The following is a 17,481-nucleotide window of genomic DNA, read 5'->3' as shown; positions in this document are numbered from 1 at the left end:
CGTATATTTTTTTCAGAAAATCATTTTCCTAAAAAGTAAATATAGTCACTACCTAAGTATCGTTCACATATGATATGGTGACTAAATATATACCCACCCGACGGTTCATAACTGGCGAAGGCAAGGAGGGTCACAATACTTGAAGGAGAATGAATATACTCACAAGCCGTTACTCACCAAACGAGAAAGAGAAGTATTCGAACTGTTAGTACAGGACAAAACCACGAAGGAAATCGCTGGTGAATTATTTATAAGCGAAAAAACGGTTCGGAATCATATTTCAAATGCCATGCAAAAGCTTGGTGTTAAGGGGCGATCACAAGCAGTTGTAGAGCTCCTTCGTATGGGAGAACTAGAGCTATAATCATGACCGGGCTCCTACTATAGGAGGCCGGTTCATGTTTTTGTCGGAAAGTTATATCTTGAAATTTTGACGAAAAAAGTAGAAAATAAGAACAAGATTTATGGGCGGACTATGTTTATTATACAATGTCGGGTGTTTTGCCTATTAGGGGTGTTGGATAGATGAAAGTGGAAGATTCACAGATCGTTATTGGTGAGACGGTTGCTAATATTGAAAAAGATTTACGTTACATATCGGGAATCATTAAGCAAAAAGGGCGAGAAATGTTAACGAACTATAAGATTACCCCGCCGCAGTTTATTGCGCTGCAATGGCTTTTTGATGAAGGCGATATGACCATTGGCGAGCTTTCGAGTAAAATGTATTTAGCCTGCAGCACCACTACTGATTTGGTGGACAGAATGGAAAAAAACAATTTGGTCATGAGGGTGAAAAAACCAAGTGATCGCCGTGTTGTTCAAATCCATCTTCTTGAAGAGGGCGAAAGAATCATTGATGAAGTCATAAAAAAACGCCAGGCTTATTTAGCAGAAGTTTTGACAAATTTCTCAGTTGAAGAAATTCAGCTTCTGCAAACCAACTTAACGAAGATGCATGAAGAAATGCGTTAATAAATGAGGCGAGAATTTTGAAACAATCAATTGGTGTTATCGATTCCGGTGTCGGTGGATTAACAGTTGCAAAGGAAATTATGAGGCAGCTGCCAAATGAAAAAATCATTTATTTGGGAGATACGGCCCGGTGCCCATATGGACCAAGACCTCCTAAAGAGGTTAAAAAATTCACGTGGGAATTAACAACCTTTTTATTAGAAAAAAATATTAAGATGCTTGTCATCGCTTGTAATACAGCGACGGCGGCGGTCCTAGATGATATTCGGGCAGAGTTGAAAATTCCTGTCCTTGGAGTCATTTATCCGGGGGCGCGTGCGGCAATTAAACGTACGAAAAACTATCGGGTAGGAATCATCGGGACAGTAGGGACTGTGAAAAGTGGTGCCTATGAAAAAGCATTAAAAGCGTTAAACAGCCGTTTGTTTGTTACAAGTCAGGCCTGTCCTAAATTTGTCCCCCTTGTAGAGAGTGGGGAGTACGACGGGGAAATCGCTGAAAGAATTGTCAATGAGGCGCTAGCACCGCTTTTGAACCAAAAATTAGATACTTTGATTTTAGGATGTACTCATTACCCATTATTAGAGCCGCTGATCCAAAAAGTGATGGGGGACCGAGTTCAAGTCATCAGTTCTGGTGATGAAACGGCAAGAGAGATTAGTGCTATCCTGCAATATAATAGTATTCTTGAAACAGATGAGACCGAACCAGAACATGAATTTTATACTACTGGATCTAGGTATATTTTTTCAAAAATTGCTTCTCAATGGCTTGGAATGCCAATAAACAATGTTAAAAAAATAAAACTATAAAGGATGAGTCCCTTTTTTAGGGGCTCTATTTATTTTTTTCTTCTTTAAGACGGTCTATTTATTTTCATAGGCTCGTATACATGATAGTACAAACTGTCTTAGGAGGGAATAAATATGTCAAAAAATAAAATGAAACCCCTTGTAACAGTCATGCTAGCTTCTACACTTCTTGTGTCTGGATGTGGTTTATTCGGAGGGGAAAATCAGAAAAAAGTAGATCCGCCGAAGAGTGTTACTGTAACGGATAAGAAAACAACGGAGGAAACAACAGCGAAAAAGGAAGAGGCAGCGAATGAGGTGAAAACAGAGCTATATTTAATCGACAAAGATGGCTATGTAGTCCCGCAAACCATTGCTCTACCTAAGACTACTTCTGTAGCGAAGCAAGCGTTGGAACACTTAGTGGCAAATGGCCCGGTTACAGATTTACTTCCAAATGATTTCCGTGCAGTTTTACCGGAAGATACGAAAGTGTCGGTTAACATTAAAGATGGGGTAGCAGTTGTTGATTTTTCTAAAGAATTTAAGAACTATAAGCCTGAGGATGAAATGAAAATACTTGAGTCAGTCACTTGGACGCTCACTCAATTCGATGCAGTGAAAAAGGTAAAACTACAAATGAATGGAAATGAATTGACAGAGATGCCAGTTAACGGTACACCAATTAGTGAAAATCTTTCAAGGGCGAGCGGCATTAATATCGATACAGCAGATGTCATTGATATTACTAATACGAAGCCAATAACCGTCTATTATATTGGCGGAGAAGAAGGCTCCTATTATTATGTACCAGTAACGCGCAGAGTGAACAATAGTGAAAAGGATAATATCGTTGCAGTTGTAAATGAATTAGTAAAAGGTCCAAGCTCAAAGTCCACGCTGTTATCTGAATTTATGTCAGATGTTGAGCTTAAGGAGGCACCAAAGGTTGAGGGAGGAAAGGTGACCTTGAACTTCAACGAGAATATTTATAGCAGCTTTGAAGAAAAAGAGATTTCAGAAAGTTTATTAAATGCACTTGTATTGTCACTAACAGAGCAAAAAGGGATTGAAAGTGTAGCGGTTACAGTGAATGGAAAAGCAGAAGTGATGAATGAAAAAGGAGAAAAAGTGTCTGAACCAGTAACTCGTCCAGAAAAAGTCAATACAGGTAGTTTTTAAAAAAATATTTTTGATATACTATATAGTGACCATGGAAAGAGGTTGGCTTTTTGCCCGCCTCTTCTTTATTTCGTATAGTCAGTTGTTGGAGGAGGAAGATTTATGCGCGTTGATGGTAGAGAACCATTGCAATTAAGACCAATACATATTGAAACAAATTATTTAATGCACCCAGAGGGTTCTGTCCTCATTTCTGTCGGGAATACGAAGGTGATTTGTACAGCTAGCATTGAGGAACGAGTGCCTCCGTTTATGAGAGGGGAAGGAAAAGGATGGATTACTGCAGAGTATGCGATGCTTCCTCGTGCAACAGAAACCCGAAATATTCGGGAATCCTCTAAAGGAAAGGTTACCGGGAGAACGATGGAAATCCAACGTTTAATCGGCCGTGCTTTAAGAGCAGTTGTGGATCTCTCTGCTCTAGGTGAAAGAACAGTATGGATAGATTGTGATGTGATCCAAGCGGATGGCGGCACACGGACAGCGTCAATTACAGGAGCCTTTGTTGCCATGACCATCGCACTAAATAAGCTTGTTGAAAAAAAATCAATCAAGTTTCCAATTACAGATTATCTTGCTGCAACGAGCGTAGGGATACTAAACAATAATCATACAGTCCTAGATTTGAATTATATCGAGGATTCTAAAGCACAGGTAGATATGAATGTAGTTATGACTGGAAATGGTGAATTTGTTGAACTCCAGGGAACGGGTGAAGAATCAACATTTTCTTATTCACAGCTTCAAGACTTGCTCGGTGCTGCCCAAGAAGGTCTAATGCAGCTTTTTGAACATCAAAAAACGGCTTTAGGGGAAGAGATTATCAAAAAGATAGACGGAAATCGAAAAAAATAAGAGGAGATTTACTATGAAGGAAGTACTTATTGCAACGAAAAATCCTGGTAAAGCTAGAGAGTTTGAGCATATATTTGCCCCAAGAGGAATTGCGGTTCGAACGCTGCTCGATTTTCCTGAGATTGCCGATGTAGAAGAAAATGGCACCACATTTGAAGAAAATGCAACGTTAAAATCAGAAGCTGTCTCGAAGCAGCTCAATAAAATGGTTATTGGCGATGATTCCGGTTTGATTGTTGATGCCCTTGAAGGCAGACCAGGGATTTACTCTGCTCGTTATGCTGGAGAGCCGAAGGATGATCAGAAAAATACCGAGAAAGTGTTAAATGAGTTATCTGGAGTCCCTGAGAAAAAGCGTACTGCTCGCTTTTATTGTGCTCTTGCAGTTTCGATACCTGGGAAGGAGACCATTACGGTATCAGGGACTTGTGAGGGGCGTATTCTCGAGGAAAAAAGAGGTACGAATGGATTTGGTTATGACCCTGTCTTTTTTGTCCCAGAAAAAGGCGTGGCAATGGCTGAACTGCCAGCAGATGAGAAAAATAAAATAAGTCATCGAGCGAATGCCTTAAAGAAGCTGGAAGGAATGCTAGATTCTATTTTAGAAAGAGATTCCTCCAAATGAGCAAGGTGTTAGTTGTCAGTGATAGTCATGGTTTGACGAAAGAGCTTGAGGTATTAAGAGAAAGACATATCGATGAAGTGGATTTAATGATCCATTGTGGGGATTCACAATTAATGCCTGACGACAAATCCATCAGTGGCTATTTAACTGTTTTAGGCAACTGTGATTTTAGCGGTTATCCGCTAGAAACGGAAGCAGAGATCGCTGAAAGAAAGATTTTCGTTACCCATGGTCATCGATATTCGGTTAAAACTTCGTTGATGAATCTAAAATACAAAGCCGAGGAAGTTGGGGCGGATATTGCTTGTTTTGGGCATTCACATATTTTAGGAGCTGAAGTAATTGGCAAGACACTATTTTTGAATCCAGGAAGTATACGCTTGCCTCGTGAACGTCTAGAAAAAACATATGTGATACTAGATTTATTGGATGATAAAATCAAGATGACGGTATATGAATTCAGCGGAAGGAAACTCACAGACTTAGCTCGTGAATTTCATCTGCCAAAATAATCGCGGGAGGAAATTTTCCTCCCCGATTTTTCTTTTTAAAAAAGTATTTAAATAGTGTTGACTTTTATAGGTGTGGCTTATATAATAAATCTTGTCTTTGAAAAACTTAATATGTCCCAGTAGCTCAGCAGGATAGAGCAACGGCCTTCAAGAAAAAGGAGCCTTTATAGGGAAACAAGAACCTATAAAGTGGACGACACTATATCGGTGAAGCCTTAACAGATAATGCTGATGGTAATACCGAGGAAACTTACGCCTTGTATAAGGAAGAGAAATTCTGAATGACTAACTCAGTTAGTGGTAGGAGTTTTGAAAAATGATCTCTAAGATTATCGTGAGGTTCCGTAGAGACTACACGTGTCGCACCTGAAATGGTGAAGATATAGTCCAGACTACAAACAACGTTTGTTGGTGACGAAAGTCATAGTGGTAAGCTAAGCCGTCGGTCGGGAGTTCGAATCTCTCCTGGGACGCCATTTAACTACATACCAAAACTCATTACTCACCTAGATAAGGTGAGTTTTTTTGTTTTTTCTAAAATTCATGCTAAACTATTTTCCATATTGAGTATAAGGGACGGTATACATATGAAGAAACGGGAACGAGCCAAAAGGAAAGACAATGTGATCTTCCTTCCCGGGATCGAACAGAGATTAACGGATAAAGGTTTAGAAAGTTTGCAAAACAAGAGGTTTAAAGAGGCGATTCATCTCCTAGAAGAGGCAAGGGAGCATGATCCCGAAAATGGCGATGTATTAATGGGGCTTGTGCTTGCTTATTTCGAAGCTACAGCCTTCAACAAAGCGAAAGATCTTGCGAGTGAAATGCTCCTTAAAGGCATTGGTGACTACATTCAAATGGTCGATCTCTATTTGACGATTCTGATACAGTTACACGAATACGAGGAAATTGTTTCGACAATCGAAGTCTTATTAGATGAAAAAGAGATTCCCCCAGAAAAACATAACCATTTTCTTACGATTCTTCAATTTAGCAAACGAATGGCAGATAACAGCCACCCTGAACCGATTGAAGACGAACTCTTAGAAGACGATGGCAAACAGCTTAATCTTTTAGGCATGAGTAATTTAAACGAGCAAATGCTGGTGATTTCGACCCTAGCAGAAAAGAATATTCGACCATATATTGAGGAAATTTCAGAATACCTTTGTTCTGAACATGGCCATCCTTTTATAAAAACAATGCTCCTATCCTTATTAAAAGAACAAGAATATGACAAAGAATTAATGGTTAAAAAGTTTAATAGTACGATTAAAGTAGTCCCAATCGACCTGCCGGATATCCAATCCCAGCCTAGATTAAGAGAAATTGAAAAACTTCTAGAAGATCGAGTTGAAAGTAGTGACCCTGTTCTCTTTGAAAATATAAAAGGGATGGTTGAAAGAATCTTATTTATCAGTTATCCTTTCACGCTAAATCCAGAATCTGCCTCAGCATGGGCAGGAGCCTTCCATATGCTAGTCCTTCAGTATTTTGGGAATGAGACACAAATAGGGGGAATTTCGGCCGATTATCAAGTTTCAGAAGAAGACATAGAGCAGGCAATCGCCAAAATCCAAGAATTAGAAGAAATTTCTTATCCCAATATATAGGGAACAATGTTGAAAGAAATCAATCCTGTGTTATAATATAAGGGTTGCATTGTGTAAAAAATTATTTTACATAAAAGAATGAATCATGATTTGAATGGACAAGTCATCATTCATACAAAGTTCGTAGCGAATGAAATGCTAATAGATCTGTTGGAGGGAAAAAAGGTATGACTGCAAAATGGGAAAAGTTAGAAGGAAACCGTGGTGTCCTTACTGTTGAAGTAAGCGCAGAACAAGTAAGCAAAGGCTTAGACGCTGCATTCCAAAAAGTTGTTAAACAAGTAAACGTTCCAGGTTTCCGTAAAGGAAAAATGCCTCGTGCAATGTTCGAAAAGCGTTTCGGTGTTGAATCGCTATACCAAGACGCAATAGATATTCTTCTTCCAGAAGCATATGGTAATGCGATTGACGAAACTGGAATCGAGCCAATCGACCGTCCAGAAATCGATGTCGAGCAAATTGAAAAAGGCAAAGAGTTAATCTTCAAAGCGACTGTACAAGTTAAGCCTGAAGTGACTCTTGGCGAATACAAAGGTTTAGAAGTAGAAGAATTCGATACAACTGTTACAGACGAAGACGTAGCCAAAGAACTAGAAACTCTTCAAAACCGTCAAGCTGAATTAGTTGTTAAAGAAGAAGGTACTGCTGTACTTGGCGATACTGTTGTTATTGACTTTGAAGGATTCGTTGATGGTGAAGCTTTCGAAGGTGGAAAAGCTGAAAACCATTCACTTGAATTAGGTTCTGGTTCTTTCATCCCAGGATTTGAAGAGCAATTAGTTGGTCTTGCTACTGGTGAATCTAAAGACGTTGAAGTATCATTCCCAGAAGAATATCATGCTGCAGAGCTTGCAGGTAAGCCAGCAGTGTTCAAAGTAACAATTCACGAAATCAAAGGTAAAGAACTTCCTACATTAGATGACGAATTTGCAAAAGATGTTGACGATGAAGTGGAAACATTGGATGCATTAAAAGAAAAAATCAAAAACCGTTTAGTAGAAAGCAAAAAGCATGAAGCTGAGCACCATGTTCGTGATTCAGTAGTGGAAAAAGCAGCTGCTAATACAGAAGTTGAAATTCCAGAAGTAATGGTCACTACCGAAGTAAACCGTATGCTTCAAGAATTTGAGCAACGTTTACAAATGCAAGGTATGAACCTTGAACTTTACTTCCAATTCTCTGGTCAAGATGAAAATGCTCTTCGCGAACAAATGAATGAGGAAGCTGTAAACCGCGTACGTGTGAACTTAACATTAGAAGCCATTGCTAAAGCTGAGAACCTTGAAGTAACTGACGAAGATGTTAATGCAGAACTTGAAAATATGGCTGGAATGTACAACATGACAGTTGATAACATCAAAGCTGCATTAGGCGGAGTTGAAGGTATCAAAGGTGACCTACAGCTTAAAAAAGCAGTAGACTTCCTAATTGCAAACAAGAAATAATTTCTAATATGGCAAGGCACGATATGATCGTGCCTTGTTTTATACATATTTTCAATTACATATTATAATTAAGACAGGGAAAGCTTTTTAACAAGGCTTGAAAATCAAGCAGGAATATGTCCCTTACATAAAGAATTAGTAAATTCCATATAGCATTTAGATTTATTTTTTTTAAAAGTGGTTATGCTTATTGAGTACATAATCCTTTTTAAAAGTGTGACTCCAAACAAAAATTTAACTTTAGAAAACATATTTGACGTAAGCTTTTTATTTCCAGTCCATTGGCTACCTGTGTTACAATGCAATACATAACGTTTCACTAATTTGATAAAAAAATCAGATTTTTGTTTGTGAACACAACTTTAAATAGGGTACTAACACGTTTCAAGGGGTGAAAGTATGTTTAAATTTAATGATGAAAAAGGGCAATTAAAGTGTTCTTTCTGTGGTAAAACCCAGGATCAAGTTCGTAAGTTGGTTGCCGGACCAGGAGTTTATATATGTGACGAGTGTATCGAGCTATGCACAGAAATCGTTGAGGAAGAACTTGGAACGGAAGAGGAAGTTGAATTTAAAGATGTTCCGAAGCCAAAGGAAATCTGTGAAATTCTTGACGAATACGTTATCGGCCAGGATCAAGCGAAAAAATCGCTGTCGGTTGCCGTGTATAACCATTACAAGCGTATCAACTCCAATAGCAAGATAGATGATGTTGAGCTTTCGAAAAGTAATATTGCGATGATTGGGCCGACTGGTAGTGGTAAAACATTATTGGCGCAGACTCTGGCTCGAATTCTCAATGTGCCATTTGCCATTGCGGATGCAACGTCTCTTACGGAAGCAGGTTATGTTGGGGAAGACGTTGAAAACATTTTATTAAAATTAATCCAAGCAGCTGATTACGATGTTGAAAAAGCTGAAAAGGGCATCATTTATATTGATGAAATCGATAAAATTGCCCGTAAGTCTGAAAACCCATCCATCACAAGAGATGTCTCAGGTGAAGGTGTTCAGCAGGCGCTATTAAAAATTCTTGAGGGTACTGTGGCAAGTGTTCCTCCACAAGGCGGACGTAAGCATCCGCATCAAGAATTCATTCAAATCGATACCACTAATATCCTATTTATTTGTGGTGGTGCATTTGATGGAATCGAACCAATTATTAAACGTCGTCTTGGTCAAAAAGTAATCGGTTTCGGCTCGGATGTTAAACAACAAGAAATCAGCCAAAAAGAGCTTCTTTCAAAGGTCTTGCCTGAAGACTTACTGCGTTTCGGTTTAATTCCTGAATTTATTGGACGTCTTCCGGTTATTGCAAGCCTTGAGCAATTAGATGAGTCAGCATTGATTGAGATCTTAACAAAGCCGAAAAATGCTTTGGTAAAGCAATATCAAAAAATGCTTGAAATTGATGAAGTAGAATTGGAATTTGAAGAAGGTGCACTCCAAGAAATTGCTAAGAAAGCAATCGAACGGAAAACAGGTGCCCGCGGCTTACGTTCCATTATTGAAGGGATTATGCTGGATGTCATGTTTGACCTTCCTTCACGTGATGATATTACGAAGTGTATTATCACAAAAGAAACCGTCATCAATAACAGTGTGCCAAAGCTTGTATTAGAAGATGGTACCGTTGTTGCAGAAGAAAAATCAGCGTAATAATCAAGAACCTAGCTAACATGCTAGGTTCTTTTTGTTTGAATTCACCAAATATGTGGTTTATTCCCACACTATGCAGGAAATACTTATTAATATCTACCCAAGTATACTGTAGCAGGAGGGAAAAGTATGAGTTGGACGGGGATTGCCTTATTTATACAGCTTTTTTTCGGGATTATCATTGGGCTGTACTTTTGGAATTTATTGAGGAGCCAGCGGACACAAAAGGTTTCCATCGACCGGGAATCCCGTAAGGAAATGGATCAATTGCGAAAAATGAGATCAATCTCATTAACAGAACCGCTAGCTGAAAAAGTTCGCCCGACAAGCTTTCAAGATATTGTAGGTCAAGAGGATGGGATTAAGTCATTAAAAGCTGCCTTATGCGGACCGAACCCCCAGCATGTCATAATATATGGCCCGCCAGGAGTAGGGAAAACAGCTGCAGCTCGTTTAGTTCTTGAGGAAGCGAAGAAAAATGCAAAATCACCATTTAAACAAGCATCTGTTTTTATTGAGCTAGATGCGACGACAGCTCGATTTGATGAACGAGGAATTGCCGATCCGCTAATTGGTTCAGTCCATGATCCTATTTATCAAGGTGCAGGGGCAATGGGCCAAGCTGGTATTCCGCAACCAAAACAGGGAGCAGTGACGAATGCACATGGCGGCGTTTTGTTTATTGATGAAATCGGTGAATTGCATCCAATTCAAATGAATAAGCTGTTAAAGGTATTAGAGGATCGGAAGGTCTATCTTGAAAGTGCTTATTACCATGAAGAGAATACACAAATTCCTACTCATATTCATGATATTTTTAAAAATGGCCTTCCAGCAGATTTTCGATTAATTGGGGCCACCACCCGAACTCCCAATGAAATTCCTCCTGCGATTCGGTCCCGCTGTATGGAGGTCTTCTTTCGTGAGTTAAATCAAGAAGAAATCATTCAAGTTGCCAGAAAAGCTGCTGAAAAAGTAAATCTTGCGATTAGTGAAAACGGATTGGAAGTCTTATCTACATATGGTAGAAATGGGCGGGAAGCTGTGAATATGATTCAGATTGCAGCAGGCCTTGCGATTACGGAGGATCGAAATTTTATCAAGGATGAAGATATTGAGTGGGTTGTCCATTCCAGCCAAATGACGCCGCGTATGGAAAGGAAGATTAACGCTGATTCTCAGGTTGGACTTGTTAATGGATTAGCCGTATATGGACCGAATTCTGGGGCGCTCTTAGAAATTGAGGTAACCGTCATCCCGGCGAAGGAAAAAGGTTCGATCAACATCACAGGAATTGTCGATGAAGAAAGCATTGGCGGGCAAGGGAAATCCATCCGCCGTAAGAGTATGGCCAGAGGCTCTATCGAAAATGTGATTACGGTATTGCGCTCGATGGGAGTACCGGCAGATGATTTCGATATTCATGTCAATTTTCCAGGCGGTGTCCCAATCGATGGCCCATCAGCCGGAATTGCGATGGCAACAGGTATTTATTCAGCGATTTACAACATCCCAATTGATAATAAAGTGGCGATGACAGGAGAAATTAGTATCCATGGTAATGTGAAGCCGATTGGCGGGGTGTATCCAAAAGTGAAGGCAGCCCTAAAAGCTGGGGCAACAACCGTTATCATCCCAGAAGAAAACATGCAATCCATTCTAAATGAGATCTCAGGAATTCAAATCGTGCCTGTCACCCACCTAAATGAGGTATTTGATATTGCCCTGAACAAACATTCCGTACAAAGTAAAGTCATCCCCGCTTCCGTTGAACTATCTAAAAAAGAGTCGATTTAACCATGACACTTCGGTTCATCAAGACCGAAGTGTTTTTTATTAACGGAATGAGGAAAGAATTTAACACACTTGGGGAAAATAGAGTTATTGAGAAGAGATTGCTCTTATTAGACACATATTTATAAATGAGATAGAATTGTTTAACAAAGACTTTTCCTGTCTATAGGTAGGAAGGTTGATTTTGCATTTTGGAGGTGCTGTTTTATGGCGAAAGAGAGAGAATTAATCGTACCCCTCCTGCCGCTTCGGGGACTGCTTGTTTATCCGACAATGGTTCTACATTTGGATGTGGGACGTGAAAGGTCAGTACAGGCCCTTGAAAAAGCGATGGTAGATGACCACTTAATTTTTTTAACTACCCAAAAGGATGTTGCTATTGATGATCCTTCTGAAGACGATCTATACAAGATTGGTACTTTGACGAAGGTTAAACAAATGCTTAAGCTCCCAAATGGTACGATAAGAGTACTAGTAGAGGGACTATACCGCGCAGAAATTGAAGCTTTCCATGATGAGGAAGAGTATTATTCCGTCAGGATTGTTACATATGAAGATCCTGATACGAAAGATGTTGAAGACCAAGCTCTAATGCGAACAATGCTTGAATACTTTGAGCAATACATAAAGTTATCGAAAAAAATCTCTGCAGAAACCTATGCTTCTGTTGCTGATATCGAGGAGCCAGGAAGAATGGCAGACATCATTTCTTCTCATCTTCCGATTAAGCTAAAAGAAAAGCAGGAGATTCTTGAACTGATTGAGGTTAAACCACGATTAAATCAGGTTATTGATATCATTCAAAATGAAAAAGAAGTGCTTAATCTTGAGAAAAAGATTGGCCAGCGTGTAAAGAGGTCAATGGAAAGAACTCAGAAAGAGTACTATCTACGCGAGCAAATGAAGGCGATTCAGAAGGAATTAGGCGATAAGGAAGGTAAAACTGGGGAAATCGCTGACCTGACTGAAAGAATCCAGAAGGCTGAAATGCCCGAACATGTTCAGCAAGCTGCTTTAAAGGAGCTTGATCGCTATGAAAAGGTGCCAACAAGCTCCGCTGAAAGCGCGGTTATTCGTAACTATATTGAATGGCTAATTTCCCTTCCGTGGTCTAAGAAAACGGATGATGACATTGACATTCATCGTGCAGAGAAAATTCTAAACCAAGATCACTATGGTCTCGAAAAAGTAAAAGAGCGTGTATTGGAATTTTTAGCGGTTCAAAAGCTGACCAATTCCTTAAAAGGGCCGATTCTTTGTCTTGCTGGACCTCCAGGAGTGGGGAAAACAAGCTTAGCACGGTCGATTGCCACTTCCTTAAATCGTAATTTTGTCCGAATCTCTCTAGGTGGAGTTCGCGATGAATCAGAAATCCGCGGCCATCGCCGAACCTATGTCGGTGCGATGCCAGGTCGGATTATTCAAGGAATGAAAAAAGCAGGAACCATCAATCCAGTCTTTTTATTAGATGAAATTGATAAGATGTCTAGCGACTTCCGTGGTGACCCTTCATCAGCGATGCTTGAGGTCCTTGATCCGGAACAAAATCATAATTTTAGTGATCATTATATTGAAGAGACTTATGATCTTTCAAAGGTCATGTTCATTGCTACAGCTAATAATCTTTCCACTATTCCTGGACCGTTATTGGACCGGATGGAAATCATTACGATAGCTGGCTATACCGAGTTAGAAAAAGTCCATATTACAAGAGATCACTTACTGCCAAAACAGATTAAAGAAAATGGGCTGACAAAGGGAATCCTTCAGGTCCGTGACGATGCCATTCTAAAAATCGTTCGCTATTATACACGTGAAGCAGGGGTTCGGAGCCTAGAGCGGCAAATGGCGACAATTTGCCGAAAGACAGCAAAAATTGTTGTTTCTGGAGAAAAGAAACGCGTAGTGGTTACCGAGAAGAATGTCGAGGAGTTTTTAGGGAAACCAAGATTCCGCTATGGGCAGGCAGAAACAGAAGACCAAGTTGGTGTGGCAACAGGCTTAGCCTATACAACCGTTGGCGGTGATACACTGCAAATAGAAGTGTCCTTATCGCCTGGTAAAGGCAGATTGGTTTTAACAGGGAAACTGGGAGATGTCATGAAGGAATCAGCTCAGGCAGCATTTAGCTATATTCGTTCTAAAGCAAATGAGCTTGACATTGAAGAGGATTTCCATGAAAAATTTGATGTCCATATCCACGTTCCAGAAGGCGCGGTACCAAAGGATGGACCATCGGCGGGAATTACCATGGCTACAGCCCTTGTTTCTGCCCTAACAGGAAAACCAATCCGCCGCGAAGTAGGGATGACAGGGGAAATTACCTTAAGAGGCCGAGTGCTTCCGATTGGTGGCTTAAAAGAGAAAACACTTAGTGCCCATCGAGCTGGATTAACGACGGTTATTCTTCCTAAGGACAACGAAAAGGATATAGAGGATATTCCAGAAACAGTAAGAAATGAAATCAAATTTATACCAGTGTCGCATCTTGATGAGGTATTGAGACATGCGCTTTTAGAAGGGGAAGTTTAATGAAAGTAACAAGTTCAGATATAGTCATCAGTGCCGTAAGACCCGCACAATACCCTGAAACGGATCTGCCAGAATTTGCTCTGGCAGGCCGTTCTAATGTTGGAAAATCATCTTTTATTAATCGCATGCTTAATCGCAAAGGCCTTGCCAGAATCTCGTCTAAGCCTGGGAAAACACAAACACTTAATTTTTACCTTATTAATGAAGTCCTTCATTTTGTCGACGTTCCTGGTTATGGATACGCAAAAGTGTCCAAATCAGAGCGGGCAGCATGGGGGAAAATGATTGAAACCTATTTAACATCACGCGAACAGTTAAGAGCGGTTGTCATGATTGTAGATTTACGACACCCACCGACAGAAGATGATGTCATGATGTATGATTTTCTTAAACATTATGAGATCCCTTGTATCGTCATTGCTACAAAGGCAGATAAAATCCCAAGAGGAAAATGGGAGAAATATTTAAAGGTTACAAAAGAGACACTCGATATTGAGGAGTCAGACCATATTGTTCTTTTCTCATCGGAAACAGGTCTTGGAAAAGATAAAGCGTGGTCGATTCTTGAAAGTTATATGTAAAAGTAAACGCCCGGCATTTTAGCCAGGCGTTTATTTTTTCTTAATAAAAAGAAAATAGATTCCTATAAGAATAATGATCGCTGGCCAGAATTTTGTAATAAAATTCATCCCCGTTTGTAAAAAATCGAGATAGCCGATTACTTTGTCGTAAAATAATAACAAAAATGCCAATACTAAAAATAGGAAGGCTTGAAATAATCCTCCGTTCGTCTTTTGAAAACGAAGAAAATAGCCAATGGAAATAAATAAAACAAGCATTCCAATTGTATTCGTCGGCCAGATGGCAAGATGTCCGGCAAAGTGGAAATGAAGACCAAATCCAGCAAAAAGAACTCCTGGTAAAATCGCTTCATGGTCTTTGGCTGAGTATCCTTGTCCTAAAAATGCTATTCCAATAATGATAAGTAAGGTTGGCCATGTAAGAAAGATTTGTAAGGCTGGAATCGCAAACTGCTGCAGGAATAAATAAGCGCCAAAGCCGATAAGAATAATTCCAGGAAAGATTCTTTGATTTTTCATATTAACACCCTTCCAGTATGGTTTACTTGAAAGTAATCCATTTTTCTGGTACTGTACATATGTCGATTATTGTACTTTTTTATAAAATATTTTAACATACAGTTCACTTACTGTTCACATTTATCGGATAAAAGTTTTTTATTTTCGTGGTATAATTATGCTAGCTATTTCTGTAAACTTATTGGGGGTGTCCTAAAAATGCATATTGTTGTGGTCGGCTTAAACTATAAAACTGCACCCGTGGAGATTCGCGAGCGGTTAACATTTAATGAATCCGATCTTGGGGATGCCATCAAGAAGTTAAATTCTAAAAAAAGCATCCTAGAGAATATCATCGTCTCAACATGTAATCGTACGGAAATTTATGCGGTAGTAGATCAATTGCATACGGGCCGCTATTATATTAAAGAATTTTTATCTGAATGGTTTGGAATAGAACAAGCTGAATTTTCTCCATTTCTGTTTATCTATGAAGAAGATGGTGCTTATGATCACTTATTTAGAGTAACCTGTGGCTTGGATTCAATGGTTTTAGGGGAAACACAAATTTTAGGTCAAGTCCGCTCGAGCTTTATATTAGCTCAAGAAGAAGGAACGACTGGAACGGTTTTCAATCAGCTATTTAAACAAGCGATTACAATTGCCAAACGTGGACATGCAGAAACCGAGATTGGTGCCAATGCTGTATCAGTCAGTTATGCGGCTGTTGAACTAGCAAAGAAAATCTTTGGCTCACTTGAAAGTAAGCATGTATTAATTTTAGGTGCAGGAAAAATGGGAGAATTAGCAGCTCAAAACCTGCATGGCAATGGTGTAAGAAAAGTAACGGTAATCAATCGAACATATGAAAAGGCGAGCTTGTTAGCTTCACGCTTTGCTGGTGAGGCCCAAACATTAGACCAGCTTCAAAAGTCATTAGTGGATGCCGATATCTTGATCAGCTCAACAGGGGCTAAGGATTTTGTTCTTACAAAAGAATTGGTCGAAAAGGTAGAAAAGAAGCGTAAAGGTAAACCTTTATTTATGGTTGATATTGCAGTTCCGCGCGACTTAGATCCCCAAATTGCCGAGCTTGAAAATGTGTTCTTATATGATATTGATGATTTAGAGGGGATTGTTGAGGCAAATCTTCAGGAACGTCAGAAGGCAGCAGAAAAAATCATGTTAATGATAGAAAAGGAAATAGTTGATTTCAAGCAATGGCTTGGAATGCTAGGAGTTGTGCCAGTGATTTCAGCACTAAGAGAAAAGGCACTTGCGATCCAAGCGGAAACCATGGTCAGTCTTGAGCGTAAGCTTCCGCATTTATCAGAACGTGATATTAAAGTATTAAATAAGCATACAAAGAGTATTATCAACCAACTGTTAAAAGATCCAATTTTACAAGCAAAAGAAATGGCTGCAAGACCAGACGCCGATCAAGCGATGGACTTATTTATAAAAATATTTAATATTGAAGAGCTTACCCTTAAACAACATTCGAAAGCAGCCGAAACCACTCCTATTATGGTTCATGAACCGCAGGCTTCCTTTCAGTCATAAGGGGTAAGATAGATGCTTGACGTTCATATGACACGGCTGCATGAGTTGACAGTTGTTATATATGCCTTTAGTGTGTTGTTATATTTTTTCGATTTCATTCACCATAACCGGAAGGCAAACCGAATCGCCTTCTGGTTACTTGCATTTGTATGGGTTTTACAAACGATTTTTTTAACTTCCTATATGATTAAGACAGGAAGATTTCCTGTTTTAACGGTATTTGAAGGTCTCTATTTTTACTCTTGGGTGTTAGTCACGCTTTCACTTGGGATTAACCGATTATTAAAGGTAGACTTTATTGTCTTTTTTACAAATATCCTAGGGTTTATTGTCATTGTTATTCATACCTTTGCCCCCAATCAGTATGGTTCACATGTGGTTGGAAAGCAGCTTATGTCAGAACTGTTACTCATACATATCACCACAGCGATCCTTTCGTATGGGGCTTTTTCACTCTCTTTTGTCTTTTCCATGCTTTATCTGCTTCAATATAATTTGTTAAAACGAAAAAAATGGGGACCTAGGCTCATGCGGCTCGCGGATTTATCCATGCTTGAGCGTTCATCCTATGTATTAATCGTGATTGGGGTCCCGATGCTGATCTTAAGTTTAATCCTGGGCTTACAATGGGCAATCTTAAAAGTACCCGGACTGCCTTGGTACGATATGAAGGTAATAGGGTCCTTTATTTTGTTAGCCGCTTACAGCATCTTTTTATATTTGAAAATTGGCAGAAACATAACAGGAAGACAATTGGCGATTTGGAATGCAGGTTCTTTTTTAATCGTGTTAATAAACTTTTTCTTATTTGGTCAACTATCGTCTTTTCATTTTTGGTATGCATAAACTAGGAGGC

At 39.4% G+C, this 17,481-nt stretch carries 16 protein-coding genes; 15 read left to right on the top strand and 1 reads right to left on the bottom strand.

Annotated elements, in window-relative coordinates; translation table 11 throughout:
• The first annotated feature begins 139 nt into the window (after positions 1–139).
• The 13 genes from gerE (at position 140) to yihA (ending at position 14,564) form a co-directional block, all read left to right on the top strand.
• On the top strand, positions 140–364 hold the full coding sequence (gene gerE / locus ACWM35_RS06995; protein WP_009796032.1) for a spore germination transcription factor GerE: 225 nt from the start codon (positions 140–142) through the stop codon (positions 362–364).
• A 161-nt stretch (positions 365–525) separates the two neighbouring features.
• Positions 526–975: a MarR family winged helix-turn-helix transcriptional regulator gene (locus ACWM35_RS06990; protein ID WP_454816779.1), complete on the top strand. Its 450-nt coding sequence runs from the start codon at positions 526–528 to the stop codon at positions 973–975.
• A 17-nt stretch (positions 976–992) separates the two neighbouring features.
• The gene (racE, locus tag ACWM35_RS06985) at positions 993–1,787 is read left to right on the top strand and encodes a glutamate racemase (RefSeq protein ID WP_454816778.1); all 795 of its coding nucleotides are present in this window, start codon (positions 993–995) and stop codon (positions 1,785–1,787) included.
• Between the two features lie 114 nt (positions 1,788–1,901).
• Positions 1,902–2,948, top strand: a complete 1,047-nt coding sequence (locus ACWM35_RS06980; RefSeq protein WP_454816776.1) for a GerMN domain-containing protein — start codon at positions 1,902–1,904, stop codon at positions 2,946–2,948.
• Between the two features lie 102 nt (positions 2,949–3,050).
• A complete protein-coding gene (rph, locus tag ACWM35_RS06975; RefSeq protein WP_454816774.1) occupies positions 3,051–3,803 on the top strand; it encodes a ribonuclease PH in 753 nt (250 codons plus the stop codon).
• A 13-nt stretch (positions 3,804–3,816) separates the two neighbouring features.
• Positions 3,817–4,428, top strand: a complete 612-nt coding sequence (locus ACWM35_RS06970) for an XTP/dITP diphosphatase (RefSeq protein ID WP_454816772.1) — start codon at positions 3,817–3,819, stop codon at positions 4,426–4,428.
• On the top strand, positions 4,425–4,940 hold the full coding sequence (locus ACWM35_RS06965; RefSeq protein WP_454816770.1) for a metallophosphoesterase family protein: 516 nt from the start codon (positions 4,425–4,427) through the stop codon (positions 4,938–4,940). The genes ACWM35_RS06970 and ACWM35_RS06965 overlap by 4 nt, the downstream gene beginning before the upstream one ends.
• Before the next feature lie 587 nt (positions 4,941–5,527).
• Entirely contained in the window at positions 5,528–6,553 is a 1,026-nt protein-coding gene (locus ACWM35_RS06960) for a tetratricopeptide repeat protein (RefSeq protein WP_454816768.1), read from the top strand.
• Positions 6,554–6,720: 167 nt separating this feature from the next.
• Positions 6,721–7,998, top strand: a complete 1,278-nt coding sequence (tig, locus tag ACWM35_RS06955; RefSeq protein ID WP_454816766.1) for a trigger factor — start codon at positions 6,721–6,723, stop codon at positions 7,996–7,998.
• A gap of 399 nt (positions 7,999–8,397) precedes the next feature.
• Entirely contained in the window at positions 8,398–9,657 is a 1,260-nt protein-coding gene (gene clpX, locus ACWM35_RS06950; RefSeq protein ID WP_454816764.1) for an ATP-dependent protease ATP-binding subunit ClpX, read from the top strand.
• Positions 9,658–9,786: 129 nt separating this feature from the next.
• Positions 9,787–11,454: an ATP-dependent protease LonB gene (gene lonB, locus ACWM35_RS06945; protein WP_454816762.1), complete on the top strand. Its 1,668-nt coding sequence runs from the start codon at positions 9,787–9,789 to the stop codon at positions 11,452–11,454.
• Positions 11,455–11,658: 204 nt separating this feature from the next.
• Positions 11,659–13,983 (top strand): endopeptidase La, encoded by a 2,325-nt coding sequence (gene lon / locus ACWM35_RS06940; protein ID WP_454816760.1) that lies wholly within the window; start codon positions 11,659–11,661, stop codon positions 13,981–13,983.
• Positions 13,983–14,564 carry a ribosome biogenesis GTP-binding protein YihA/YsxC gene (yihA, locus tag ACWM35_RS06935; protein ID WP_454816758.1) on the top strand — a complete coding sequence of 194 codons (582 nt, stop codon included), beginning with the start codon at positions 13,983–13,985 and terminating at the stop codon, positions 14,562–14,564. Before lon ends, yihA begins: the two co-directional genes overlap by 1 nt.
• Positions 14,565–14,594: 30 nt before the next feature.
• On the opposite strand, the gene ACWM35_RS06930 is transcribed toward yihA, so the two are convergent.
• Positions 14,595–15,083 carry a LiaF transmembrane domain-containing protein gene (locus tag ACWM35_RS06930; RefSeq protein WP_454816756.1) on the bottom strand — a complete coding sequence of 163 codons (489 nt, stop codon included), beginning with the start codon at positions 15,081–15,083 and terminating at the stop codon, positions 14,595–14,597.
• A gap of 198 nt (positions 15,084–15,281) precedes the next feature.
• On the opposite strand from ACWM35_RS06930, the gene hemA reads away from it, so the two are divergent.
• Together hemA and ACWM35_RS06920 are read left to right on the top strand one after the other, a co-directional pair.
• A complete protein-coding gene (gene hemA / locus ACWM35_RS06925; protein ID WP_454816754.1) occupies positions 15,282–16,625 on the top strand; it encodes a glutamyl-tRNA reductase in 1,344 nt (447 codons plus the stop codon).
• Positions 16,626–16,637: 12 nt separating this feature from the next.
• Positions 16,638–17,471, top strand: coding sequence for a cytochrome C assembly family protein (locus ACWM35_RS06920; RefSeq protein WP_454816752.1), 834 nt, complete (start codon positions 16,638–16,640; stop codon positions 17,469–17,471).
• Positions 17,472–17,481 lie beyond the last annotated feature (10 nt).

The organism is Neobacillus sp. K501 (assembly GCF_053749995.1).
Note: the sequence above shows the minus strand (reverse complement) of the source record. Positions and strands in the feature narration are given on the sequence as shown.